This is a genomic window from Humibacillus xanthopallidus, from assembly GCF_006716675.1.
GTDB lineage: Bacteria > Actinomycetota > Actinomycetes > Actinomycetales > Dermatophilaceae > Humibacillus > Humibacillus xanthopallidus_B.
The window spans coordinates 1,782,512-1,807,333 of the sequence record NZ_VFPM01000001.1; the positions used below are offsets into that span (position 1 = coordinate 1,782,512).

A 24,822-nucleotide genomic window follows, 5' to 3' on the forward strand; every position below is an offset into this window, starting at 1 on the left:
GCATCTCGCCCGGGGCCCGCTGGTTGTGCGCTGTCGGCTCGGGGTGACCCGGCACCGACATCAAGGCTGTCGTCGCAGGTAGAGCGCCCGGGCCGGGCAGTGCCGGATCGCCGTCCTGGCCTCGTCCGGCGGCACCGCCGGGTCGGCGACGATCGGGTAGCCCCACTCGTCGAGGCGCACCTGGCTGAGCAGCTGGGCGCACACGCCGTGCCCGGTGCAGGCGATCCGGTCGATGGCAAGCGTCGTCTCCTCGACGAGGCCGAGGCGGCGGCTGGTGTGGTCAGCGGGCGTCGACACGGGCGCCCCTCCTGTCGTAGGTCCTGTCGTGGGTCGGGCAGCGCCCGGCCTGGTGCTCGCCGACGTGGTCGGCGAAGGCGTGGAGGGCCGACGCGGTGAAGCGGGCGACGCCGTCGGGGAAGCGACAGGCGCCCCGGCCCGGCAGCACATCCGAACGCTCGCGCACGCGGCCGTATGCCGTCCGGTCGCCTCCCACGAGGGCGTGCCAGTCGCGAGCCAGGGCCGGCAGGCCGAACATGCACGGACCGCACTGTCCCGCGGACTCGCCGGCGGCATACGTCAGCATCCGGTCGACGAGCTGGAGGGGACAGTCGTCGGGGTGGGGGATCTCGATGACGCCAGGGCCTATCGAGGCTCCCACCCGCGCCAGCTCGGCCCTCGACCACCGCAGGGTGGGCACGACCGCCGCGCGGATGAAGGAGCCGCCGAGGCCTCCGACGAGGACCGCGGGCACCTCTGGCGGCAGCCCGCCGACGAGGTCGAGCAGGTGGCTGAAGGACACCCCCGCCTCCGTCTCGACGACGACCCCTCGCGCGGTTGACGTGTTGAGGGTGACGAGCCTCGGCCCACGGTCGTCCGGCGTGCCGTGGGCACGGAACCAGTCGGCGCCGAGGCGTGCGACCTGGCTGACCCGCCACACGGTCTCGGCGTTGAGCACGACCGTCGGCCGGATCCGGTTTCCCTCGGAGTCGACCCCGCCACGCACGAACGGCCGTCGCTTCGTCATCGGGCGGGCGATGCCCCCGTGCGCGAGCGAGATGAGGGCCGACTCCTCGGAGGAGACATAGCGGCGCGGCGCCTCGAGCACGGGGAGCCCGGCGGCCGCCAGGATGGACGCGGTCGCGGACCCGCGGTGGGCGGCATACCGGACGGGGCGGCCGGCGCTGACGAGCGAGGCGCCCTCGACGAGCTCGGCGAGGTGGTGGGCGATCACCCAGCCGTCCTTGGCGGCGCCGATCTCGCCGTCGCACGCGTTGACGACGAGGTCGGCGTGCCCGGCAAAGGCGGCAGCGACCTTCGTGCCTGTGGGGAAGGCGGCCCCACCGCGGCCGGTGAGACCGGCGGTCTCCAGCAGGCGGGCGAGACTCATGACCACTCCTGGGCTGCGACGTCGAGGCGACGCTGACGGTCGTGATGGGTGCCGGACCAGCGCCATCGGCCACAGGGCGTAGGAGAGCAGGTGGACCCGGCGCCATGTGCGCTCGGCGAGGCGGTGACGCAGCAGCGACGTGACGACGACGGCGAGCATGATGTCGACGGCGAGCGTGCCCAGACCCACCCAGAGCGTCTCGTAGCCCGAGGTGAAGGGCAGCACGGCTGACACGAGGTCGATCGACACGTAGGTCTCGGCGATCGCGGTCGCCGCGTGCCCGACCATGAAGACGACCATGCCGAGCGAGAGCCACCGGTGCACGGCGATGACGACAGCCGCCGACTCCGCGTGCGGGCGCCGGCGGCCCGAGGTCACGAGCCCGAGGACGAGCACGACGGTGAGCAGGACGATGCTGGCGACGCCGGTGGCGCGGGAGACGAACCAGAGCAGCTCGTTCATCAGGCGGCCCTCACGTCCGGGTCCGGCCACCCGGGCGTCCGCACGAGGCGGCCGTCGACGCCGTCCAGGCGGGCCGGGATCCTCTGTGACACAAGCCATTCCGGGGCATCCTCGCCGAGGATGATCGCCGCGGTCGACGCGGCGTTCGCCTCCAGACACGTGGCGCCGGCACAGCTCACCTGTGCCCACACCGTGGCGGCCGTGCGCCCGGTGCGGGGGTCGACGATGTGGTGGTGGGGCCCGTCGTCACCGAGCCACGCGCGGCGCTGGGTCGACGAGGTCGCCACGGCCTGGCCCACGCTCGTGACCACCTGGAGGGTGCGGCCCGCGGCATCGTCGATGCCGATCGACCAGCCTCCGCGCGGCGGCTCGCCCCCGACCGCGATGTCGCCACCGAGGTTGACGAGGAAGCCGCCCGGCAGGGCGTCGGCGAGCATCGCGGCCACCGTGTCGGCGGCGTGCGCCTTCGCGGAGGCTCCGAGGTCGAGGAGCGTCCCGCGGGCGACCTCGACCCGGCGTGCCGAGGGGTTGAGGTGCACGGTGTGCCACCGGGGGACGCTCGCGATCCGCGTGCGCTGGAAGGTCCCGCGCTGTCGCACCAGTGCGATGTCGGCGTCGTATCCCGTTGCCACGACAGCCGATCCGACCGTCGGGTCGACGAGCCCACCCGTCAGCCGCGCTGCGCGCAACGCCGCCCCGAGGTATGCCGTGAAGGTCGTCGTGACGAACGCGTCCACCGCGCCGTGCTCGGCCCGCGCCGCGACACGGCTCACCTCGGAGTCGGGGCGGAAGCGGCTCACGGCGAGGTCGACGTCGGCAAGGTGGGCGAGCGCCATCTGCGCCGCATCGTCGGCCACCGCGGGATGGGTGACGAGGAGCTGGTTCGTCGTGCCGAAGGCCTCGAGCGGCACCATGACCGGCCGGGCCAGAGTTGCCGGGGTGCTCATCACGACCCTCCCGAGCTGCTCTGGGCGCCGATGGCCGAGCCGCCGAGCGGCGCCACGGCGGCGAACCCGCTCGATGATGTGCCGGAGTCTGACGTGCCGGAGTCGGAGGACGAGCTCGTGTCGGACGAGCTCGAGCTGATCGAACTGTTCGAACTGGTCGAGCCGTTCGCGGACGCCTGCGACACCGACTGGGTCGCGACGGTCTGGGCCTGCGCCTCGGCGAGGTGGACTCCGACCGCGCCGACGAGCACGGTCGAGGCGGTGAGCAGGCCGGCGGTCCAGAGCTTGGCTCGGTGCAGGGCACGGGGCATGGGGCGAGGTGACGGGTTCATGCGAACTCCTTCCAGGGAGATCTCCACCGTCACCACCGCCGATGTGGGCGTCCTGTGTGACATCCGTGACCTGCCCCAGAGCACCGGCTCGATCGGCTGCGGCGCTCCACTGGTCCGGCCAGACTGGGGTGTGTCACGACGTCAGCGGCTCCGGGCCCTCGATGCGATCTTCCTGCCGATGGAGACCAGCACGCAGTCGCTGCACGTCGGCTCGGTGCTCGTCTTCGAGGGGCCGGCTCCCGACCCGGCCGCCTTCCGCGACCACGTGATCGCTGCCGTGGCGGCGGTCCCGTGCCTCGGGCGGCGCGCGATGCCGATGCCGCTGGACCTCGGGCGCCCGATCTGGGTCGACGCGCCCGACAGCGATCCGGCCGACCGGGTGCACCACGTGTCTCTCGAGGAGTCAGGGCAGGCCGGCGACGACCACCTGCTCCGGGACCTCGTCTGCGAGGTCATGGCACGGCGCCTCGACCCCGACCAGCCGCTGTGGGAGCTGTGGCAGGTCGACGGCCTCACCGGCGGACGGTGGGCCGTCATCGCCAAGGCTCACCACACGATGGTCGACGGGGAGTCCGGCTCCGACCTCGTCGCCGCCCTGCTCACGGGGGACGCGGCACCCCCCACCGACGCGGACGGTCCAACCGCCCACCGGCGATCCGCCCCCACCCTCGCTGCACAACCCGCCCCCACGCGCACCGCCCTCGTCGGTGACCTGCTCCGCTGGCTGTGCCTCCTGCCGCTGCGGACGATCCGGCTGCTGCTCCGCTCGCTGCACGATCCACGAGGTGCTCGTCGTCGTGCGGCGCAGGTGCGCTACGGCCTGCGCCAGGTGCTCGTGCCCGACCTCCCGCCCTCGGTGCTCACGGGTCCCCTTGGGGCACAACAAGTTTGGGGGTGGACGAGCACCGACCTGGCTCCGCTCGCACGCACAGTGGGCGCGGCAGGAGCGACCGTCAACGATGCCTACATCGCTGCACTCACCGGGGGCCTGCGACGCTTCCTCATCGGCCGCGGTGAGCCCGTCGAGTCGATCGTCGTCCGGGCCATCGTGCCGGTGTCGAGGCGCGCCTCCGAGGTGCACCGCACCCGCGCCGAGCAGCTGCAGCCCGGCAACCTCGCGTCGGCGATGTTCGTCGTGCTGCCCGTCGACCTCGATGACGCCCCAGCCCGGCTCGCCGTCGTCGCTGCCCGAACAGCCGACCAGAAGGCACGCGGAGTGCCCGCCGCGACCGCCGCCGTGGTGCGGGTGGCCGACCACATCCCCGCCGTGCTGCTGGCTCGCGGGGCCCGCGCCTACGGGCACTCCGGCCAGGGACGGGTCAACCTCGTCGCGTCCAACGTGCGTGGGCCCGCGACGGAGCAGCGCCTCCTGGGCCGCCGGCTGCTCGAGCTCATCCCCTGGCTGCCCACCGCCGAGGAGGTGCGGGTCAGCACCGCGATGGTCACGTGCGCAGGCCGCCTGACGATCGGCATCACCGCCGACGGGGCGGCCCTGCCTGACCTCGACGACCTTGTCGTGGCCGTGGCGCGGGAGCTCACCGACCTCGCCGCCGCCCACGGCTCGGCCTGACCGCTCGCTCGACCTCCGGCCCGCCTACTCCATCGCCAGCGACACGGCCTGGGGCACGACCATCCGCCAGGCATCGACGACGATCTCGCGCATCCGCTCCTCGTCGAGCGCGTCGAGGCGCACCTCGACCCAGTTGAAGCGCAGGTCGGAGTGGCGCGGCATGAGGAAGACGTCGGGCTCGCTCGCGACGAGCACCTCGCGCTCCTCCTTGGGGAAGGCGAAACCCATCTGCGTCTCGTCGGCGGAGAACGCGAGCCAGACGATCTTGCCCACCCGGAACTTCACCCGGTCGCGCACGAGCACCTCGTACGACCGAGGCAGCCCTGTCGCGACCTCACGCACCTGCTCGATGGTCACCGGCACCCTCCCACCTTGTCACGAGCGTCCCCGAACCGCACCGCCGCGCCCCGCCCGAATGCCCCACCCCGCGCCCCACCGAGCCCTTCCGTGGAGGCGGGGGGACGGCATACCCTCTCGGTGTCGCGACCTCGACGGCACTGGGCCGGGCGGGCTGAAACGTCGACCCGACGAAGGAGCGACGGATGTCCGACGACGCCACACGCAACCCCACCCACGCAGCCACCGACCCGGGCAGCGTGCCCGAGCGGCTGATGGCCTTCCTCGACCGCCTCGGTCAGGTGCTCGCCGACCGCGGCGACGCCGTGGCACTGCTCGGCCTCGGCTCGGTCGGGCGCGACCTGCACCGGCTCGACGAGCACTCCGACGCCGACTTCTTCGTCGTCGTCGACGACGCCGAAGCGCGCCAGCGCTACCTCGACGACCTCAACTGGCTCGAGGCCGCCCAGCCGATCGTCTGGTCGTTCGAGAACAGCCCGATCGGTCGCAAGGCGCTGCTCGAGGACGGGCTCTTCGCGGAGTATGCCGTCTTCTCCCTCAGCGACATGGCGACCGCGGGCTACCCGCCGGGTCGGGTGCACTGGCAGCGCGCGGACGCGCCCGCCGGCCTCGAGACCCCCGTCGCGCCGCTGCCCGGCACACCGAGCCTCGAGGAGCAGGTGGGCGAGGCGATCACGAACCTCTATGTCGGGCTGCACCGCGACCTGCGTGGCGAGCGCCTGACGGCGACCCGCTTCATCCAGGGGTATGCCGTCGACCGCTGGGTCACGATCCTCGGCCTCCTCGGCCTCGGGAGCGGGCCGCAGCAGGACCTCTTCGTCATCGACCGCGGAGCCGAGCGGCGCTTCGCCCCGGAGCTGCTGCCGCTGCCCGACCTCGTGGCCGGCTACGAGCGGAACGCGCACGCGGCTCGCACGCTCCTCCGCCTCATGGAGCAGAACGTGACGCTCGACCCGACGATCGTGGCGGCGGTGCGCGAGCTCATCGAGCGCGCCGAGGCCGACCGCGAGTCCCGGGCCTCCGCGCGAGCCGGGGTGCGGGAAGGGTCGTCGGCAGGGTCTTCGGCGGGGTCGTAGGCAGGGTCGCCGGCAGCGGGGCCGACGGCGCGGTCAGCGCACGGGGTGGGGCTCGAAGCGCCCGACGGCGTCGACGAGGACGTCCGTGCGGCCGGAGTTGTTGTAGATGTTGAACCGCCCCTGGCTGACCGGGATGACGGCGAAGCCGGCGACGGTCTGGCCGGCGGCCGGGTTGAGGTTGCTGCCCGTGGGTCGGCTGGCGCCGTAGGCCCACAGCGACAGGTAGGTCGAGGCGGTGGGGGCCACGGCGGTGACGTTGGCGCAGACGGCGCGCGTGCCGGCGGGCGCCGCGGTGCTCGGCGCCTGCACCCAGTTCGTGTCGGCCGCGCCGAGAGTGGTCGTGCCGCGACCGGTCCGGGTGTCGACGATGCGCTGGGGTGAGGAGGCCGGCCGGTAGATGAGGCCGCCGGACTCTGCTGCGCTGTAGGCGCCGTTGACGTCGACGATGACGTCGACCGCGGTGCCACCGAAGACGCTGATGTCGATGTACCTCGTGTAGAGGTCGTCGACCGGCGTGAAGACCGGCACGACGCCGGCGTTCGTCGTGGTCTCGCCCTCCCGGTAGTTGAGGTAGGAGGTCTGCGGGTAGTTGATGCCGTCCCACAGGGCGAGGAAGCCGTTGCTGCTCGGCCGCACCACGGTGACGGTGACGGCGAGCGCGGCGGTGCTGTTGGACAGGCTGAGGTTGGCGAGGCGGACCGCCACGGTCCTGGTCGCGTCCGGCGACACCGGGGCGCTGCCGCGGGTGTCGAGCACGCGTTGGGAGCCGAGCGGGAAGAAGTCGAGACCCGCGCCGGGGTCCCAGCTCGAGCCGTCGAGGTAGAAGCCCTCGATGTCGACGATGACGTGCACCGTGCCGGTGCCGTTGTTGCGCACGCTCACCCAGCCCTCGGCATCGAGCGGCACGGTGACGAGGTTGGCGCGCGTGTCACCCGCGACGAAGTTGAGGCTGCTCGTGCCGGATGCCGAGCGTCCCCTCGCGACCGCGGCGATGTTGCCGCTGCGGGAGGGCTGGGTCACGGTGAGGTTGAGCACCGCCGCCGAGAGCCCCCTCGCCGGCACCTCGCCCCGGCCGGCCACCTTGACGTTGACGGTCTCACCCGCGCTGAGCGGGCGACCGAAGGACCCACCTCGCGAGTCGAAGAGCCGCGCCGGTCGGTACATCGGCTGGAAGGTGCCGACGAGCCAGGGATCCGCCGCGGCCACCGCGGACGGCGCGGTCACCATCGTCGGCGCAGCTGGCGACGCAGCCGCGGGCGCCGCGGCCACCGCGGTCGGGGCCGCCTGCGCGGAGCCGGTGAGGGTGGGGGCGGCGACGACGGCGAGCGCCGTGACGACACCGAGGAGAAGACTGCGTCGCACCGAGCACCCCTCTTTGTCCGAAAGGTCACCGTCGTGGTGGCCGTGCGCAAGGTATCACCGGGCACGCGGGCGTGTGGGGTCTCTGAAGCACGCGCACCGGACGTGGGTTCATCCTCCGAATGGATCGACCGCCCGAGTCCTCGAGACGGGTCAGCTGCCCGAGAGGTCGAGCTCGTAGGCGAGCAGGCCGAGCCCGGGGACGGGCGACCAGTCGCGACCCGGCGCACGCGTGAAGCCGGCGCGCTCGTAGACCCGCTGGGCGGCATACACCCTCGGCTGCGTCGAGAGGACGAGCCGGCGGCGCCCGAGCGCGCGGGCGCGGTCGATGCACTCCTGCACGAGCCTGGTGCCGACGCCGCGGCCGCGGCCCGCCGGCGCGACGGCCAGGGTGCGGAACTCGGCCTCGCCCTCGCGCGCGAGGTCCGCGAAAGGCCCCGGGCCGGGCACGAAGGTCACGCCGCCGAGGACCCGCCCGCGGCCATCGACGGCGACGAGGACCTCGCCGTGGGCGGCGCGGTGGGCGACGTCGCGCAGCACGCGGAGGTAGGGGTCGTCGCGGCCGTGGTCGAGCAGGCCGTCGTCGAGGTAGGCCGAGGCCGTCAGCGCACCGAGCTGCTCGTAGTCCGCGGCCCGGGCGGCACGGATCGTGACGTCATCCACGGCGCCAGTCTCGCAGGCTGGCCGCGGCGCTCGTCAGCCGGCGAGCTGCCAGGCGACGAGCCCGAAGAGCACGCCGAGGGCGTTCGTCGCCCAGTGCATGCCGACGCTCGCGAAGAGGCTTCCGGTGCGACGACGGAGCTCACCGGCGACGAGACCGCCCGCCGCGGTGAAGAGCACCGTGCCGACGATCACGCCGACCTTCGCGAAGCCGCCGAGCGCGGCGAAGGCTCCACCGATGGCGGCGTTGCCGGTCGCGGAGGCGGCCGCGGGGAGCACGTGCCAGAGCCCGAAGAGCAGGGACGAGCCTACGAGCACCTGCCACATGCGGGCGTGCCGCGACAGGAAGCCCCAGAGGACTGACCGGAAGGCGACCTCCTCGAGCAGCACGGTGCCGACCGGGATGAGGACGAAGGCCGTCAGCAGCGCCCCGGCGGGCGGGAGGTGGTAGCGCGCGTCGAGGAAGGCGGTGCGCGTCGAGGGCAGCAGCACCCCGACGAGGTAGACGAGGGCGACGACGGCGACGACGGCGAGCCCCCACCGGATGCCCTTCGCGTGGGTGCGCCGGGCGAGTCCGAGCTGGTGCCACGACAGGCCCTGGAGGCGGGCGAAGAGCAGCAGCGCCACGGCGCCGGCCGGGCCGAGCCACATCGTGTCCCACCCGAGGAGGTGGTTCGCGAGGTTGACGCCGACGAGCGCGAAGACGACGACGACGGTCGAGGCGAGGCGAGCCCGCCGGCCCCGTGCGATGAGCGCGAGACGACGGCGCGTGACGGCCGAGTGACGGATCGCCTCAGCAGTCACTGGGGACGCGTCAGACGCAGAAGTCCCAGGAGTGTGCAGATGTGCATCGGGAGTCGCGGTCAGGGTCAGCACGGGCGTCGTCATCCCCTCGATTCTCCCATGCGAACCTGTGGACGACCTGTGGCGCGGACGCGCCCGGACGCCACCTCGCGGGTGCTGGTCAGCCCTCGCGCGCGGGACGCCTCGGCTGGAAGGATCGGCCCGTGACCTCCTCGCCGTCCCGCTCGCTCGCGTCCGACCACGTCGACCAGGCCCCCGACCAGGCCCCCGACCAGGCCCCCGACCAGGCCCCCGACCCGGCCGCCAACCGGCCGGCCGACTGGTGGCGCAGCGCCGTGGTCTACCAGATCTACCCCCGGTCGTTCTGCGACAGCAACGGCGACGGCATCGGTGACATCCCGGGCATCACGTCGCGCCTCGACTACCTCATCGACCTCGGTGTCGACGTGCTCTGGCTCTCCCCGGTCTACCGCTCGCCGATGGACGACAACGGCTATGACATCAGCGACTACCAGGACGTCGACCCGCTCTTCGGCACGCTCGAGGACCTCGATGCGCTCATCGCGGGCTGCCACGAGCGGGGCCTGCGGCTCGTGATGGACCTCGTCGTCAACCACACGTCCGACGAGCACCCGTGGTTCGTCGAGTCGCGCGACCCGAGCTCGCCGAAGCGCGACTGGTACTGGTGGCGGCCGGCCCGCCCCGGCCACGAGCCCGGCACCCCCGGCGCGGAGCCCAACAACTGGGGCGCGGCCTTCTCGGGCCCGGCCTGGCACTTCGACGAGACGAGCGGGGAGTACTACCTCCACCTCTTCTCGCCGAAGCAGCCCGACCTCAACTGGGAGAACCCGGAGGTGCGCCAGGCGGTCTACGCGATGATGCGCTGGTGGGTCGACCGCGGCGTCGACGGCTTCCGGATGGACGTCATCAACTTCATCTCGAAGGACGTCACGCTGCCCGACGGCCCCCAGGGCCCCGGCCAGCCGCACGGCTCGGCCTTCCCCGGCTCGGCCAACGGCCCCCGTCTCGACGAGTTCCTCGCCGAGATGAACCGCGAGGTGGGGTTGAGCGACCAGCACCTGCTCACGGTGGGCGAGATGCCGGGCTCGACGATCGAGGTGGCCCGGCGCGTCACCGACCCCGCACGCGACGAGCTCAACATGGTCTTCACCTTCGAGCACGTCGACCTCGACGTCGCCCCGGGCGGGCTCAAGTGGGACCTCGCCGACCTGCCCCTGCCGGTGCTCAAGCGCAACCTCGAGTCGTGGCAGGTCGGCCTCGCCGACGTCGGGTGGAACTCGCTCTACTGGAACAACCACGACCAGCCGCGCGCCGTGTCGCGCTTCGGCGACGACAGCGACGAGCACCGCGTCCACTCCGCCAAGACCCTCGCGACCGTGCTGCACCTCCATCGCGGCACGCCCTACGTCTACCAGGGCGAAGAGCTCGGCATGACGAACGCCGGGTTCGACGAGATCGGCCACTACCGCGACATCGAGTCGGTCAACTACCACGCCGCCGCCCTCGTGCTCGGCATCGACCCCGAGACCGTCCTGCGGTCGCTCGCTGTCAAGAGCCGCGACAACGCCCGCACTCCGATGCAGTGGGACGACACGGCATACGGCGGCTTCACGACCGGGGAGCCTTGGCTACCAGTCAACCCCAACCACAAGACGATCAATGCCGTTGCGGCACAGGCTGATCCGCGCTCTGTGTTCGCCCACTACCAGTCGCTCATCGAGCTGCGGCACACTCACCCCGTCGTCGTCGACGGCCGCTTCGAGCTGCTGCTGCCCGACCACGAGCAGCTGTGGGTCATCACCCGCACGCTCGGACGTGACCGCCTGCTCGTGCTCGCCAACTGCTCGTCGTATGCCGTCGCGGCCCCGTCCGACGAGCTGCCGCCGCTCGACGGGGCTGAGGTGCTGCTCGCCACCCACCCCGGCAGCACGGGGCTCGACCTCGCCCCGTGGGAGTCGCGCATCTACGCGCTGAAGAACTGAGCACCCCACCACGTCGAGTGCCCAGTTCCCGACACCCTGAACCCCGTCGGAAAGTGCGCACTCGACAGGGACGCAAGTCGAGTGCCCAGTTTCCTGCGTCAGCGAGCGACGGGGGCGACGCCGAGGGAGTCGAGGAGGCCGAGGACGCGCTGCTTGATCTCGTCTCGGATCGGCCGCACCGACTCGAGGCCCTGCCCGGCGGGGTCCTCGAGCTCCCAGTCCTCGTAGCGCTTGCCGGGGAAGATCGGGCACGTGTCGCCGCAGCCCATCGTGATGACGACGTCAGACTCCTGCACGGCATCGGTCGTGAGGATCTTGGGGACCTCAGCCGTGATGTCGATGCCCTCCTCGGCCATCGCCGCCACGGCCGAGGGGTTGACCTCGTCAGCGGGAGCGGAGCCGGCCGAGCGCACCTCGACGGCCCCGCCGCCCAGGTGAGCGAGGTAGGCCGCTGCCATCTGTGAGCGGCCGGCGTTGTGGACGCAGACGAACAGGACGCTGGGCTTGTCAGTCATGGGGGCTCCTTGCTCCGGGGGGTGGTTGCCCCGCTGGGTCGGCACAGGCACGGTGATGGGCTGCGTGAGTTCGGACAGGGCGGTGGGGCCGACCGGCTCGTGGGCCAGCAGCGGCAGGACGGCGACGCGGCTGCACAGCTGCCCCACCCGGGCCAGCGGGGCGTCCTCGGCATGAGCCCGCGCGCGCAGGAACGGCGAGGTGGGCACCGCCGCCGTGAGGCTGCCGTTGACGACCCACGCCCAGGGCGAGATGCCGGCCCGGGCCAGGTCGTCCTGCAGCTGCTCGGCCTCGAGCACGGGGGTCGTCTCGGGGAGGGTGACGATGACGACCTTGGTCTGGCTCGGGTCCTGCAGGCGCATGAGCGGGGTGACGAAGCGTGCGCCCTCGCTCATCTGCCGCGTGATCTCCCGGTGGTAGGAGCCGGCCGCGTCGAGGAGCAGCAGGGTGTGGCCCGTCGGTGCGGTGTCGAGCACGACGAACTGCTTGCGGGCCTGGAAGACGACGTGCGAGAACTGCTGGAAGACGGCCACCTCGTCGGTGCACGGCGACTTGAGGTCCTCGGCCAGCACCGCCCGGCCGGCGTCATCGAGCGCCTTGCCCTTGCCTGCCATGACACGGGCGCGGTACTCCGTGATGGCCTGCCCCGGGTCGATCCGCTCGACGGTGAGGTGCTCGACCTCGGCCTGCAGGGTCTCGCTCAGGTGCGCTGCCGGGTCGGTCGTCGTCAGCAGCACCTCGTGGCCCCGGGTCGCGAGCTCGAGCGCGACGGCGGCGGCGACCGTGGTCTTGCCGACACCGCCCTTGCCCATGCACATGACCAGGCCGCGGCCGTCTGCCTCGATCTCGTCGACGAGTGGCCGCAGGTCCGTGAATCCCGTTGGCAGCGTTGCTGTTCCGCAGTCCTCTTCCGTCGGGAGCGCCCCAGCAGGATCGAGGAGCGCACGCAGGGCAGGCACGCCCACGGTGTTGACGGGCAGCAGGGGCACGGTCGTCCGCGGCAGGCAAGCCAGCGCCGGCGGAAGGGCGTCGAGCGCGTCCTGCTCACGCGCCCGGACCACGTCCACGAGGGGGTCGGCGGCGGCATACTGCGGCATGACGCCGTTGACGACGAGGTGGGCGTTGGTCATCCCCAGGGCACGCAGCTCGTCGAACGTGCGCGCGGCCTCGCCGATGGAGGAGCGCTGCGGTCGGGTCACGAGGACGAGGCGCGTGCGCGCCGGGTCGGTGAGCGCGGCGAGGGCTCCGGCGTAGTCGTGACGCAGCCGGTCGAGGCCGGCGACGGGCCCGAGGCACGACACGTCGCCCTTGCCGTCGGAGAGGTAGGTCGTCCACTCACCGGGCAGCTGGAGCAAGCGCACGGTGTGCCCGGTCGGGGCGGTGTCGAAGAGGACGTGGTCGTATGCCGCCGTGGCAGCCTCGTCGGCCAGCAGCGTCGTGAACTCGTTGAACGAGGCGATCTCGGTCGTGCAGGCGCCGGAGAGCTGCTCGGTCATTGCCGCGACCTCATCCGGGGGCAGGAGCTCGCGCACGGGGTCGATGATCGAGGCGCGGTAGGCGGTGACGGCCTGCTGCGGGTCGATCTCCAGCGCGTCGAGGCCCGGGACGCTCGGCACAGGAGTGACGGTGTTGCCGACGGCGACGTCGAAGACCTGGCCGACGTTCGAGGCGGGGTCGGTGCTCGTGAGCAGCACCCGCTTGCCCTGCCCGGCGAGCCGCACGGCGGCGGCGCACGCGAGCGAGGTCTTGCCGACGCCGCCCTTGCCCGTGAAGAAGATGAACCGGGGTAGCCCGTCGAGGAACGTCGGCGTCGGTGGTGGCGTCGGTGGTATCATCAGCGGCCTTCGGGGGCCACGGACGGCATCGGCGGCGTGGTGGTGAAGCGTCCCCGCAGCGCGAGGCTGACGTAGACGAGCGCGACGAGGGCCGGCACCTCGATGAGCGGGCCGACCACCCCCGCAAGGGCCTGCCCGGAGGCGGCGCCGAAGGTCGCGATCGCGACGGCGATGGCGAGCTCGAAGTTGTTGCCTGCGGCGGTGAAGGCGAGGGTGGCGGTGCGTTCGTAGCCGAGGCCGAGCCCGGCGCCGAGGGCGAAGCCGCCGCCCCACATGAGCGCGAAGTAGAGCAGCAGCGGCACGGCGATGCGCACGACGTCGAGCGGGTTGGAGGTGATCGCGTCACCCTGGAGCGCGAAGAGGATGACGATCGTGAAGAGCAGCCCGTAGAGGGCCCACGGCGCGACGCGGGGGATGAAGGTCGACTCGTACCACTCCCGACCCCGGCGCTTCTCGCCGATGCGGCGCGAGAGGAAGCCGGCGAGCAGCGGGATGCCGAGGAAGACGAGCACGGAGCGCGCGATGTCCCACGGCGAGGCGTCGATGCCGGTCTGCTCGAGCCCGAGCCAGCCGGGCAGGACCGAGAGGTAGAACCAGCCGAGCCCTGCGAAGGCGATGACCTGGAAGATCGAGTTGAGCGCCACGAGCACCGCGGCGGCCTCGCGGTCACCGCAGGCGAGGTCGTTCCAGATGATGACCATGGCGATGCACCGGGCGAGCCCGACGATGATGAGACCGGTGCGATAGGCCGGCAGGTCGGGCAGGAAGATCCACGCGAGCGCGAACATCAGCGCCGGACCCACGACCCAGTTGAGGACGAGAGAGCTGACGAGCATGCGCTTGTCGGAGGTGACCGAGTCGAGCTTGTCGTAGCGCACCTTGGCGAGCACCGGATACATCATGACGAGCAGGCCGAGCGCGATGGGGAGCGAGACCCCGTCGACCTCGACCCGCGCCAGCGCGTCGCCGAGACCGGGGATGACCCGTCCGAGCAGCAGGCCGACCAGCATCGCGACGCCGATCCACACCGGCAGGAAGCGATCGAGGGTCGACAGGCGACCCGCGACGGCGGGGTGACCGTGAGTGGAGGCGTCGGGGGTGCTCGTGCTCGGGATGGTCACCGAGGGTGTTCCTCACGTCAGGTTCCACATCGACATCAGTCGATGTGCGGGGCTGTGGACAGGTTGGCAGCCACATCAACCTGTGTCAATGTAGGTCCGCAGCGCGCTGCACCCACGGCGACGACCGAGAGGCGGACGGCATGAGCGTCACGACGCTGAGCACGACTCCCCAGCGCATCGACGACGTCTCCGCCGTCACCGAGTGCACGGCTGCAGGCACTGAGCCGCTCGCCGTCGACGAGGCCACGCGACGTGCCGCCCTGCTCAAGGCGCTGGCCGACCCCGTGCGCCTCCAGCTCCTCAGCATCATCACCGGGTCCCCGGGCCAAGAGGCCTGCGTCTGCGACATGACGGAGCTCGTCGACGTCGCCCAGCCGACGGTGAGCCATCACCTCAAGGTGCTCGTCGACGCCGGCATCCTCACGCGCCACCGGCGCGGCAACTGGGCGTGGTTCCGTCTCGATGCCGAGCGGGTCGCGGAGGTCCGCGGCTTCCTCGCCTAGCACCCCACGCGCCCCTCCCATCGAAAGAGCAGTTCGTCGCCGCCGAGCGCGCCCGCACGGTCGCGTGGAAGGGCGACGAACTGCTCTTTCGATGGGGTTGCTGACGGAGTGCTCTTTCGATTGGGGTTATGGGCGGCGGCGGGTGACGAGGCCCTTGACGTACTCCGCCTGACCGAGGTGCTTCGCCGCGTCGTCGAGCACCGAGATGAGGCGCATGGCCACCGTGACCGGCGGGTCCCAGCGCGTGTCGATCACCCGCCCGTATGCCGCCGCGTCGAGGCTCTCGAGATAGCTCACCGTCCGTTCGTGCACCGCCGCGTGATACCCCGCGAAGAGGTCGGGGTCGGCGACGCTGAACCGCCCGACGTCGGCGGAGCTCATGCTCCACCCGTGGGCGCTCGGCGGGTAGGGCAGCCCGAAGCGCTCGTACCAGCCGTCGACACGCCAGGCCGAGTCGTCGTCGGCGAGCGCCGCGACCTGGTCGTCCTGCTGCCGGGCGAGGTGCCAGAGCAGCCAGGCGACATGGTTGGCGTCGGCGTCGGGTCGCCAGAGCAGCTCGTCCACCGAGAGTCCCTTGACGACCTGCGGCACGCCATCTCGGATGCGCTCGAAGCCGTCTGTCAGCAGGTCTCGGGCCAGGTCTGTCGTCACGTCGTCCACCTACCCAGCATCGCGCCCCGGGGACTGCGCCACACGCATACGGCCTCGGAATGCGTCGGGAACTGGGCACTCGACTGGAACCGGGGACGTCGGGAACTGGGCACTCGACGAGAAGGAGGGCGTCGGGAACTGGGCACTCGACTGGAGGAGGGGCGAATGCGGACGGACCGGACGACTTTTTGGGGTGGGTGTATCTGCGGCGGCGCGACCTGCTCTGAGCCCTCGCGTCCGTCACCACGGGCGGCCAGAGACCGAAGGAGAGCCACCGATGTCCATCCACCTCACCCCCACCGTCCGCCGGGCCACGAGCCTCGCCGGACTCTGCGACGGTGCGGTCCACCTCCCCGGCGACGCGGCCTACGAGAGTGCCCGCCTGCCGTGGAACGTCGCCGTCGACCAGCGACCCGCCGCGGTCGCGGTGCCGAGCAGCGTCGCCCAGGTGCAGCAGGTCGTGCGCGCTGCCGCCGACGCCGGCCTGCGCGTCGCGCCCCAGACGACCGGCCACAACGCCGGGCCGCTCGTGGCCCAGGGCCTCGACGACGTCGTCCTCCTGCGCACCGAGCGCCTCCGCCGCGTGACCATCGACCCGGTGCGTCGTATCGCCCGCGCGGAGGGCGGGGCCGTCTGGCTCGACGCCACCGAGCCCGCGGCCGACCACGGCCTCGCCGCACTGCACGGCAGCTCGCCCGACGTCGGCATCGCCGGCTACACCCTCGGTGGCGGAATCGGCTGGTATGCAAGGAAGCTCGGCCTCGCCAGCAACAGCGTCACCGCTGTCGAGCTCGTCACGGCCGACGGCGAGCACCTGCGTGCCGACGCGAGCGAGAACCGCGAGCTCTTCTGGGCCCTTCGGGGCGGTGGCGGCAGCTTCGGCGTCGTCACGGCGCTCGAGTTCCGCCTGCACCCCATCGAGTCGGCGTATGCCGGCATGCTCGTCTGGGACCGCGACCACGCCGAGCGCGTGCTGCGTCGCTGGGCCGACTGGGCGCCCGAGGCCCCGGAGTCGGTCACGACCGCCCTCCGCTTCCTCAACCTGCCGCCGCTGCCCGACATCCCGGAGCCCCTGCGGGGCCGGTCGGTCGTCGTCATCGACGGCGCAGTGCTCGACTGCGACGCCGAGGCGCGCTCGGTCCTCGGGCTGCTGCGCGGTCTCGGCCCCGAGATCGACACCTTCGACCGGGTGCCGGCACGCTCGCTGCCGCGGCTGCACATGGACCCGGAGGGCCCGACGCCGGCCGTCTCGGACGCGACCCTCCTCGGGGAGCTCACCGACTCGACGATCGACACCCTGCTCGAGGAGGTCGGCCCCGGCTCGACGACGTCGTTGCTCTCGACCGAGCTGCGCCAGCTCGGCGGCGCCCTCGGCCGGGCGCCCGAGGGTCACGGTGCCCTCGGGAGCATCGATGCGGCATACGGCGTCTTCGCGGTGGCCGTGGCGGCGACGCCCGAGATGGCCATGCAGGGGCAGCTCGACGCCCACCAGGTGACAGCGGCGCTCGAGCCGTGGTCGACCGGGCGCAGCTACCTCAACTTCGCCGAGAACAGCGTCGACCCGCGCACCGGCTACGACGAGTCGGCGTGGCTGCAGCTCAAGGGGATCCGCTCGGCCTACGACCCGCAGGACCGTTTCGTCGCCAACCACCGCGTGCCGCGCCTCTTCGAGAACGGCGCCGTCACGGCCTGACGCACGCGCGTCACCAACGCCATCGAAAGAGCAGTTCGTCGCCGCTGACCGGGCCCGCACGGTCACGGAAAGGGCGACGAACTGCTCTTTCGATGGCCGAGGGGGGCGCCTCGGAGCGAAACACGTCGTTCACGTGACGGTGAACTCCCGGTGACACGACCTCCCTACGCTGGCGCCCGTGAGTGAGGACCTCACCGTCGACGCGACCCCCGGCACCGACCCACCGGCCGGCACCCTCTTCGACGGCTACGACCCCCACCGCGCGTGGGACGAGATGCTCGCCGACGCGGGGAGCCCCCGCACGACCTACAAGGCCGTGCACCACACCCTGCGCTCGATGACCTCGACCTCGCTCACCGAGCGCGTCGAGACCCTCGCCCGCAACTACCTCGACCAGGGCGTCACCTTCGACCACGCCGGCGAGGAGCGGCCCTTCCCGCTCGACGCGGTGCCGCGCGTCATCTCGGCCCACGAGTGGGACGTCATCGAGTCGGGCGTCATCCAGCGCGTCACCGCCCTCGAGGCCCTGCTCGACGACATCTACTCCCGCGACGGCGACATCCCCCGCGCCGTGCACCAGGGCATCCTGCCGTGGCAGCTCATCGCGAGCTCGAGCCACTACCACCGGGCGGTCATGGGCATCCGCCCCGCCAACGGCGTGCGCATCCAGGTCGCCGGTGTCGACCTCATCCGTGACGAGAACGGCACCTTCCGCGTGCTCGAGGACAACGTGCGCGTGCCCTCGGGGGTCAGCTACGTCATCGCCAACCGGCGCGCCATGGCCAACGTCTTCCCCGAGGCCTTCGCGACGATGCGGATCCGGCCGGTGCACGACTACCCGCGGATGCTGCTGTCGGCCCTGCGCGCGTCGGCGCCCGACGGCGCGCACGACCCGACGGTCGTCGTCCTCACGCCCGGGGTCTTCAACAGCGCCTACTTCGAGCACGCCCTGCTCGCCCGGATGATGGGCGTCGAGCTCGTCGAGGGTCGCGACCTCGTCTGCGCCGGTGGCCAGGTGCGCATGCGCACGACGCAGGGCGACCGGCCGGTCGACGTCATCTACCGCCGTGTCGACGACGAGTTCCTCGACCCCGTGCACTTCCGCGGCGACTCGGTGCTCGGTGTCGCCGGGCTCGTCTCGGCGATGCGGGCCGGCCGGGTCTCGCTCGCCAACGCCGTCGGCAACGGCGTCGCCGACGACAAGCTCGTCTACAGCTACCTGCCCGACCTCATCCGCTTCTACCTCGACGAGGACCCGATCCTGCCCAACGTCGACACCTACCGCTGCAACGAGCCCGGAGCCCTCGCGCGCGTGCTCGACAACCTCGACTCGATGGTCGTCAAGCCGGTCGACGGCTCGGGGGGCAAGGGCATCGTCATCGGCCCCCGCGCGGACGGGCCGACGCTCGACAAGCTGCGCAGCGCCCTGCGCGCCAACCCGCGCAACTGGATCGCCCAGCCGGTCGTGCAGCTCTCGACGGTGCCCACCTTCATCGACGGCCGGCTCGCTCCCCGGCACGTCGACCTGCGGCCCTTCGCCGTCAACGACGGTGACGAGATCCGTGTGCTGCCAGGGGGGCTCACGCGCGTCGCCCTCCCCGAGGGTGAGCTCGTCGTCAACTCCAGCCAGGGTGGCGGCTCCAAGGACACCTGGGTCCTCGCGGGGCGCGGCACCCCCGTCGGCGCTCCGAGCAAGCGCGTCCAGGACGGCCGGGAGGTCATCGTCATGACGCCGCCGACGGCGTCCTACGAGGACTCGCTGCGCGCCCAGCAGCAACAGCAGCAGCAGACCCAACGCCAGACTCAGGCCTCGAGCCCGACGCAGACCTCGAGCCGCGCGCAGACGCAGGCACCGGTCGGCGGGGGTGAGGCCTCGTGCTGAGCCGCATCGCCGAGTCGCTCTTCTGGATCGGCCGCTACGTCGAGCGCGCCGACGGCACCGCCCGCATCGTCGACGCGCTGCGCCTCCAGCTCCTCGAGGATCCCACGGCCGACGAGTCCGCCTCAGCCGCAACGGTGCTCGGCGTCATCATGGGTATGCCGGTCAGCGGGCCGACGAGCGTCGCCGACGTCGGCTCCCGGCTCGTCTTCGACCGGTCGTCGACGAGCTCGATCACCGGAGCGCTGCACGCGGCCCGCGAGAACGCCCGCCGGGCGCGGGAGACGCTCTCGACGGAGCTGTGGGAGAGCATCAACACGACGTGGCACCGGTGGAACGGCCTCGGCCGGCACAGCGTGACCGAGCGGCACCTGTCGTGGGTGCGCGAGCGGGCCTCGCTCATCGCCGGCATCTCCGACTCGACGATGAGCCACGACGACGCGTGGCAGTTCCTCGTGCTCGGCCGGGCCCTCGAGCGGGCCGACATGACGGCCCGCCTCGTCGCGACGGGCGGGCTGTCGAGCGGAGGCCCCCCGTGGTCGGCGGTGCTGTCGAGCTGCGGCGCGCAGCAGGCCTTCATGCGCAGCCACCGCGGCATGCTCACCGACGACCGGGCCGCCGCCTTCCTCGCCCTCGACCGGCAGTTCCCCCGCTCGGTGCTCTTCGCCCTGACCGAGGCCGAGTCACGCCTGCGCTCACTGTCGCCGGAGGTCGAGCGGCTCGGCGTCTCGGACGAGGCACGACGCCGGCTCGGCAGCATCCGCACCGCGCTCGAGTACGGCATCACCTCCGACGTCGTCGCCGGCCTGCCGGTGAAGATGCAGGCCGTGCAGACCGCGGTCACCGCCGCCTCCGCCGCCATCGCCGAGCGCTACTTCCAGTCCGGCCCGCTGCCCACGTGGACCGAGGAGCTCATCTGACATGCGACGCTTCCGCATCGTCCACTCGACGTCGATGGCCTACGACCAGCCCGTCCGCGCCTCGCACAACGAGCTGCGCATGAGCCCGGTCAACGAGCCCGGCCAGACGACGCTCGACAACCGGGTGCGTGTCAAGCCGCTCACGTGGAGCCTGCTCTACCGCGACCACTGGGGCACGCAGGTCATGGCGCTCGAGTCGCTCTCGCAGCACAGCCACCTCGACATCGAGGCGACGAGCACCGTGGAGCGCACGCCCGTCGACCCGCCGGCCGACTCCGCCGGGTGGAGCACCGTGCAGGACCCCGCCGTGCGCGACCGCACGTTCGAGTGGCTCATGCTCTCGCGGCGCACGCGGCCCGGCGAGGGGGTGGACTCCCTCGCCGACTCGGTGCGCGGGCTCGCGACACCCCGCGAGGCGGCATACCGGCTGTGCGAGCTGCTCCACGACGAGATGACCTACGAGCCCGGCTCGACCGCCGTCCACAGCAGCGGCGAGCAGGCCTGGGCCGAGCGGCGCGGGGTGTGCCAGGACTTCGCGCACATCGCCGTCGGGGCGCTTCGCAGCCTCGGCATCCCGGCCCGCTACGTCTCGGGCTACCTCGCCCCCAAGCGCGACTCGGAGATCGGCGAGACGAGCGTGGGCGAGAGCCACGCCTGGGTGGAGTTCTGGGACGGCACCTGGCTCGCCGCCGACCCGACGAACGCCCGGCCCGTCGGGCTCGAGCACGTCGTCGTGGCGCGCGGACGCGACTACGAGGACGTGCCTCCGCTCAAGGGCGTCTACTCCGGCCAGGGCGTCGCGACCCTCGACGTCGAGGTGCGTTTCACGCGGCTCGCCTGAGCCGCCCACGGTCCGAGGTGACCCCGGCACAGGGGCGGGGGCCGGGGTCACCTCGCTGCGTTCGATTCATGACCCGATCCGGGAGAGGATCGGGTCATGACCGCTGAGAGCTACGACGTCGAGCGGATCCGCTCGCACTTCCCCGCGCTGCGCGAGGGCGCTGCCCACTTCGACGGGCCGGGCGGCTCGCAGACCCCCGACGTCGTCGCGCGCGCCGTCGCCGACACGCTGACCTCGGCCATCGCCAACCGGGGCACGGTGACGCCGGCGGAGCGTCGTGCGGACGCCGTCGTCGCCGAGGCCCGCGCCGCTTTCGGTGACCTGCTCGCCGTCGACCCACGGGGCGTCGTCTTCGGCCGGTCGGCCACCGAGCTGACCTTCCACCTCGCACGCACCCTCGCCAAGGGGTGGGGGCCCGGCGACGAGGTCGTCGTCAGCCGGCTCGACCACGACGCCAACGTGCGCCCGTGGGTCATCGCCGCCGAGGCCGTCGGGGCGACGGTGCGCTGGGCCGAGTTCGACCCTGCGACAGGCGAGCTCGCTCCCGACGCCGTGGAGTCGGTCGTGTCGGACCGCACCCGTCTCGTCGCGGTGACCGCCGCATCCAACCTCATCGGCACCCGGCCCGACCTGCCTGCCATCGCCGCCGTCGCCCATGACCACGGCGCCCTGCTCTGGGTCGACGGCGTGCACGCCACGGCCCACGTGCTGACCGACGTGCCGGCGAGCGGCGCCGACTTCTGGGTCTGCTCGCCCTACAAGTTCCTCGGACCCCACCACGGCGTGCTCGCCGCGAGCCCCGAGCTGCTCGAGTCGCTCCACCCCGACAAGCTGCTGCCGTCGAGCGACGCCGTGCCCGAGCGCTACGAGCTCGGCACGCTGCCCTACGAGCTGCTCGCCGGCACCACCGCCGCCGTCGACTTCCTCGCGGATCTGGCTGCGCCGCAGTCGGGCTCGCGTCGCGACCGCCTCGCCGCATCGTTCGCCGCGCTCGAGGAGCACGAGGACACCCTCCTCGCCGAGCTGGAGGAGCGCCTGCGTGCGATTCCCGGCCTCACGGCATACAGCCTCGCGAAGCGGCGCACGCCGACGCTGCTGATCACCGTCGAGGGCCACGACCCGCAGGACCTGCGCGCGGGGCTCGCCGAGCGCGGCGTCAACGCGCCCGCCGGGCACTTCTACGCGTGGGAGTGCAGCCACCACCTCGGGCTCGGCGCCACGGGTGGGCTGCGGATGGGCCTCGCGCCCTACACGAACGTCTCCGACATCGACCGGCTCGCCCGCGGGCTCGAGGAGATCTGCGGGAGCAGCTCGTGAGCCGGCCGGTGCGCCTGCCGGCAGGGCCCGGGCAGGAGTCGGTCTGGGACTACCCGCGCCCGCCCGCCGTGGAGCCGAGCGACGAGCTCGTCGAGGTGCACCTCGGGGGTGAGGTCGTCGCCCGCACCCGGTCGTCGCTGCGCGTCCTCGAGACGAGCCACCCGCCGACCTACTACCTTCCACAGGGCGCCTTCGTGCCCGGCGCGCTCGTTCCCGTCGAGGGCAGCACCGTGTGCGAGTGGAAGGGACGCGCGGCGTACTTCGACGTCGTCGGTGGTGGGCGGCGGGCTCCTCGGGCCGCGTGGCACTACCCGACACCGGTTGCGGCGTATGCCGTCCTGGCCGGTCACGTCGCCGTCATGCCCGGGCTCGTCGACGCGTGCTTCGTCGACGGCGAGCGGGTCCGGCCGCAGGAGGGCGGCTTCTACGGCGGCTGGATCACCGACCGCGTCGTCGGCCCGTTCAAGGGCGGCCCCGGCTCCTGGGGCTGGTGACACCGGTGGTGCCGCCGGAGCCGCCGGAGCCGCCGGAGCCGCCGCTGGTCGACGGCCCGCTTCGGGCGTCGGTGCGGCTCGCCACGGTCGCGGACTCCTCCACGGTCGGCGGGATGCTGCGCGACTTCAACGACGAGTTCGAGACGTCGGGCCCTACGGCCGCGGAGTTCACGACGCGGTTCCGGTCGCTGCTGATGCGGGACGACGTGCTCGTCCTGCTCGCCGAGGCCGACCTCCACGACGGACCCGTCGGACCCGACGGACCCGACGCGCACCCGATCCCCGTCGGCCTGGCGCTGCTCACCCTTCGACCGACGCCCTACCACGACGGGCCGCTCGCTCAGCTCGAGGAGCTGTACGTGCGACCGACGCTGCGGGACCGGGGGATCGGCACGCTGATCCTCGTCGACGCGCTGCGCAGGGTTAGCGAGCGCGGGGCCGGCGAGATGCACATCAACGTCGACGAGATCGATGTGGACACCCGCCGCTTCTACGAGCGGCATGGCTTCGCCAACATCGAGCCCGGCACCGACTACCGGATGCTCTGCTACGTGCGCGAGCTCTGACCTCGCCGTCAGCGTGGAAGCTGCTCGATGCGGGCCTCGACGAGCGTGCCGTCCCGCACGTCGAGGACGGCGAAGGTGCCTGCCGGCTGACGACGGCGGTCGGTGGGCGAGCCGGGGTTGAGGATGCGCACGCCGTCGCCCGTCTCGTCGAGGGGGATGTGCGAGTGCCCGAAGACGACGAGGTCGGCGGTCGGGAAGCGCCGGCGCAGTCGGGCGGTGCGGCCCTGCCGCTGCCCGCTGTCGTGGATCATGCCGATGCGCAGGCCTGCGAGCTCGAGCTCGAGGGTCTCGGGAGCCCCCCACTCGGCGACCTCGGCGACGTCGTTGTTGCCCATGACGACGTGCAGCGGCGCGAAGCCGGCGAGCAGGTCGAGCACGTCGGGGGTGCACACGTCGCCCGCGTGGAGGATGACGTCGGCGGCGTCGAGCTCGGGCAGCAGGGCCGGCGGGCACGCCCTCCACCGCCGCGGGGCGTGGGTGTCCGACAGGACGAGAACTCTCATGACCGCGCCATGGGCTGATGTCCTGTCTCCGATGCGTCCCGACGAGACGTCGCTCACCGACGCTACCGCCAGCGGTGAGCGCGGCGCGATGATGGTCCGGTGGGTCCGACGGCGGGCCCGGCGACGAGGAGGCACGCTCATGCGCATCGCGGTGCTCGGCACGGGTGGGATCGGCGGCTACTTCGGCGGGCGGCTCGCGGCAGCCGGCCACGAGGTCACGTTCCTCGCGCGCGGGCCGCACCTCGAGGCGATCCGTGACCACGGGCTCGTCGTCACGAGCGTGGCAGGCGACTTCACGGTCGAGCCGGCGCGCGTCACCGACGACCCGGCCTCGATTGGCGAGGTCGACACCGTGCTGCTCGCCGTGAAGACGTGGCAGCTCGCGCCCGTGCTCGAGGTGCTGCCCACCCTCATGGGGTCGGACACGGCGGTTGTCACCACCCAGAACGGCGTCGAGGCCCCCGACCAGGTCGCCGCGGTCGTCGGGCGCGAGGCGGTGCTGCCCGGCATCGCCAAGATCTTCGCCTACATCGACGCACCGGGGCGCATCACCCACGCGGGAGGGCCGGCGTCGCTCGCCTTCGACGAGTGGTCGACCCTGCCCGGGGCCCCCTCGGCACGCGTCACCCGGCTGCGCGAGGCCGTGACGGCATCCGGCGCCGTCTCGCCCGTGCCGGACGACATCTGGGCGGAGCTGTGGTCGAAGATGCTCTTCGTCGTGCCCTTCGGTGGGCTCGGGGCGGCCCTCGACGCGACGATCGGCGAGCTCCGCTCGAACCCGGCTCGTCGAGCCCTGCTGCAGGACGCGATGCGCGAGGTGGAGACGCTGGCCCGGGCCCGCGGCATCCACCTGCCCGAGAAGGTCGTCGCCGGCACGATGGCCTTCGTCGACGACCAGCCCGCCGACGCGACGACCTCGCTGCAGCGCGACCTGCTCGAGGGCAGGCCCTCCGAGCTCGACGCGTGGACCGGGGCGGTCGTGCGACTGGGGGAGGCGTCGGGCGTCGACGTGTAGCTGCACCGTCTCCT

Annotated in this window: 24 protein-coding genes and 1 pseudogene; 12 read left to right on the plus strand and 13 right to left on the minus strand. The window is 72.4% G+C overall.

The genetic code is table 11. The features are described from left to right. Window positions 1-60 precede the first annotated feature (60 nt). From FBY41_RS07765 to FBY41_RS23360, 4 genes are read right to left on the minus strand one after another with little or no spacing between them, the layout of a single operon-like run. Window positions 61-297, minus strand: coding sequence for a ferredoxin (locus tag FBY41_RS07765; protein WP_141842884.1), 237 nt, complete (start codon window positions 295-297; stop codon window positions 61-63). Further along, complete coding sequence (locus FBY41_RS07770) at window positions 281-1,849, minus strand: NADH-ubiquinone oxidoreductase-F iron-sulfur binding region domain-containing protein (RefSeq protein ID WP_260439618.1); 1,569 nt, start codon at window positions 1,847-1,849, stop codon at window positions 281-283. The genes FBY41_RS07765 and FBY41_RS07770 overlap by 17 nt, the downstream gene beginning before the upstream one ends. After that, window positions 1,849-2,796 carry an FAD:protein FMN transferase gene (locus tag FBY41_RS07780; protein ID WP_260439620.1) on the minus strand — a complete coding sequence of 316 codons (948 nt, stop codon included), beginning with the start codon at window positions 2,794-2,796 and terminating at the stop codon, window positions 1,849-1,851. The genes FBY41_RS07770 and FBY41_RS07780 overlap by 1 nt, the downstream gene beginning before the upstream one ends. Beyond that, a complete protein-coding gene (locus FBY41_RS23360) occupies window positions 2,796-3,128 on the minus strand; it encodes a hypothetical protein (RefSeq protein WP_185748943.1) in 333 nt (110 codons plus the stop codon). Before FBY41_RS23360 ends, FBY41_RS07780 begins: the two co-directional genes overlap by 1 nt. Between FBY41_RS23360 and FBY41_RS07785 the strand changes: the two genes are divergently transcribed. Continuing rightward, window positions 3,127-4,698 (plus strand): wax ester/triacylglycerol synthase domain-containing protein, encoded by a 1,572-nt coding sequence (locus tag FBY41_RS07785; protein WP_185748944.1) that lies wholly within the window; start codon window positions 3,127-3,129, stop codon window positions 4,696-4,698. The two genes, FBY41_RS23360 and FBY41_RS07785, sit on opposite strands and share 2 nt — an antisense overlap. A 24-nt stretch (window positions 4,699-4,722) precedes the next feature. On the opposite strand, the gene FBY41_RS07790 is transcribed toward FBY41_RS07785, so the two are convergent. Then, a complete protein-coding gene (locus FBY41_RS07790) occupies window positions 4,723-5,061 on the minus strand; it encodes an MmcQ/YjbR family DNA-binding protein (protein WP_141842892.1) in 339 nt (112 codons plus the stop codon). 179 nt (window positions 5,062-5,240) lie between these two features. Here FBY41_RS07790 and FBY41_RS07795 point away from each other — a divergent pair, with 179 nt between their 5' ends. Then, window positions 5,241-6,131 carry a hypothetical protein gene (locus FBY41_RS07795; RefSeq protein WP_141842894.1) on the plus strand — a complete coding sequence of 297 codons (891 nt, stop codon included), beginning with the start codon at window positions 5,241-5,243 and terminating at the stop codon, window positions 6,129-6,131. Between the two features lie 33 nt (window positions 6,132-6,164). Here FBY41_RS07795 and FBY41_RS07800 read toward each other — a convergent pair whose 3' ends face one another. The 3 genes from FBY41_RS07800 to FBY41_RS07810 all read right to left on the minus strand — a co-directional run bounded on the left by FBY41_RS07800 (window position 6,165) and on the right by FBY41_RS07810 (window position 8,954). Then, window positions 6,165-7,493 (minus strand): hypothetical protein, encoded by a 1,329-nt coding sequence (locus FBY41_RS07800; protein ID WP_141842896.1) that lies wholly within the window; start codon window positions 7,491-7,493, stop codon window positions 6,165-6,167. Window positions 7,494-7,643: 150 nt separating this feature from the next. After that, a complete protein-coding gene (locus FBY41_RS07805) occupies window positions 7,644-8,153 on the minus strand; it encodes a GNAT family N-acetyltransferase (RefSeq protein WP_141842898.1) in 510 nt (169 codons plus the stop codon). Window positions 8,154-8,186: 33 nt separating this feature from the next. Continuing rightward, window positions 8,187-8,954, minus strand: a complete 768-nt coding sequence (locus FBY41_RS07810; RefSeq protein WP_260439621.1) for a CPBP family intramembrane glutamic endopeptidase — start codon at window positions 8,952-8,954, stop codon at window positions 8,187-8,189. A gap of 335 nt (window positions 8,955-9,289) precedes the next feature. On the opposite strand from FBY41_RS07810, the gene FBY41_RS07815 reads away from it, so the two are divergent. Further along, complete coding sequence (locus FBY41_RS07815; protein WP_375869863.1) at window positions 9,290-10,957, plus strand: alpha-glucosidase; 1,668 nt, start codon at window positions 9,290-9,292, stop codon at window positions 10,955-10,957. Window positions 10,958-11,055: 98 nt separating this feature from the next. Here the strand turns inward: FBY41_RS07815 and FBY41_RS23580 are convergent, their stop codons facing one another. From FBY41_RS23580 to arsB, 3 genes and pseudogenes are all read right to left on the minus strand, one after another. Next, window positions 11,056-11,472: an arsenate reductase ArsC gene (locus FBY41_RS23580; RefSeq protein ID WP_221629237.1), complete on the minus strand. Its 417-nt coding sequence runs from the start codon at window positions 11,470-11,472 to the stop codon at window positions 11,056-11,058. 69 nt (window positions 11,473-11,541) lie between these two features. Continuing rightward, window positions 11,542-13,305 (minus strand): annotated as a pseudogene (gene arsA / locus FBY41_RS07820) (arsenical pump-driving ATPase); the annotation flags it as partial. After that, window positions 13,305-14,420, minus strand: coding sequence for an ACR3 family arsenite efflux transporter (gene arsB, locus FBY41_RS07825; protein ID WP_141843281.1), 1,116 nt, complete (start codon window positions 14,418-14,420; stop codon window positions 13,305-13,307). The pseudogene arsA and the gene arsB, both read right to left, overlap by 1 nt. A gap of 146 nt (window positions 14,421-14,566) precedes the next feature. Between arsB and FBY41_RS07830 the strand changes: the two genes are divergently transcribed. After that, window positions 14,567-14,929: an ArsR/SmtB family transcription factor gene (locus tag FBY41_RS07830; protein ID WP_141842906.1), complete on the plus strand. Its 363-nt coding sequence runs from the start codon at window positions 14,567-14,569 to the stop codon at window positions 14,927-14,929. A gap of 126 nt (window positions 14,930-15,055) precedes the next feature. Here the strand turns inward: FBY41_RS07830 and FBY41_RS07835 are convergent, their stop codons facing one another. Further along, a complete protein-coding gene (locus FBY41_RS07835; protein ID WP_141842908.1) occupies window positions 15,056-15,580 on the minus strand; it encodes a mycothiol transferase in 525 nt (174 codons plus the stop codon). Window positions 15,581-15,857: 277 nt separating this feature from the next. Here FBY41_RS07835 and FBY41_RS07840 point away from each other — a divergent pair, with 277 nt between their 5' ends. The 7 genes from FBY41_RS07840 to FBY41_RS07870 all read left to right on the plus strand — a co-directional run bounded on the left by FBY41_RS07840 (window position 15,858) and on the right by FBY41_RS07870 (window position 23,290). Next, on the plus strand, window positions 15,858-17,273 hold the full coding sequence (locus tag FBY41_RS07840) for an FAD-binding oxidoreductase (RefSeq protein ID WP_141842910.1): 1,416 nt from the start codon (window positions 15,858-15,860) through the stop codon (window positions 17,271-17,273). Window positions 17,274-17,547: 274 nt separating this feature from the next. Then, a complete protein-coding gene (locus FBY41_RS07845; protein WP_141843283.1) occupies window positions 17,548-19,155 on the plus strand; it encodes a circularly permuted type 2 ATP-grasp protein in 1,608 nt (535 codons plus the stop codon). Next, a complete protein-coding gene (locus FBY41_RS07850; protein ID WP_141842913.1) occupies window positions 19,149-20,072 on the plus strand; it encodes an alpha-E domain-containing protein in 924 nt (307 codons plus the stop codon). The genes FBY41_RS07845 and FBY41_RS07850 overlap by 7 nt, the downstream gene beginning before the upstream one ends. Window position 20,073: 1 nt before the next feature. Continuing rightward, window positions 20,074-20,913: a transglutaminase family protein gene (locus FBY41_RS07855; protein WP_141842916.1), complete on the plus strand. Its 840-nt coding sequence runs from the start codon at window positions 20,074-20,076 to the stop codon at window positions 20,911-20,913. 96 nt (window positions 20,914-21,009) lie between these two features. Beyond that, window positions 21,010-22,230: a cysteine desulfurase-like protein gene (locus FBY41_RS07860; RefSeq protein ID WP_141842918.1), complete on the plus strand. Its 1,221-nt coding sequence runs from the start codon at window positions 21,010-21,012 to the stop codon at window positions 22,228-22,230. Further along, the gene (locus FBY41_RS07865) at window positions 22,227-22,724 is read left to right on the plus strand and encodes a DUF427 domain-containing protein (protein ID WP_260439622.1); all 498 of its coding nucleotides are present in this window, start codon (window positions 22,227-22,229) and stop codon (window positions 22,722-22,724) included. Before FBY41_RS07860 ends, FBY41_RS07865 begins: the two co-directional genes overlap by 4 nt. 113 nt (window positions 22,725-22,837) lie before the next feature. Beyond that, window positions 22,838-23,290 (plus strand): GNAT family N-acetyltransferase, encoded by a 453-nt coding sequence (locus FBY41_RS07870; protein ID WP_141843287.1) that lies wholly within the window; start codon window positions 22,838-22,840, stop codon window positions 23,288-23,290. 8 nt (window positions 23,291-23,298) lie between these two features. On the opposite strand, the gene FBY41_RS07875 is transcribed toward FBY41_RS07870, so the two are convergent. Further along, window positions 23,299-23,793, minus strand: coding sequence for a metallophosphoesterase family protein (locus FBY41_RS07875; protein ID WP_141842921.1), 495 nt, complete (start codon window positions 23,791-23,793; stop codon window positions 23,299-23,301). On the opposite strand from FBY41_RS07875, the gene FBY41_RS07880 reads away from it, so the two are divergent. Then, the gene (locus FBY41_RS07880) at window positions 23,792-24,808 is read left to right on the plus strand and encodes a 2-dehydropantoate 2-reductase (protein ID WP_260439623.1); all 1,017 of its coding nucleotides are present in this window, start codon (window positions 23,792-23,794) and stop codon (window positions 24,806-24,808) included. The two genes, FBY41_RS07875 and FBY41_RS07880, sit on opposite strands and share 2 nt — an antisense overlap. The last annotated feature ends 14 nt before the right edge of the window (window positions 24,809-24,822 follow it).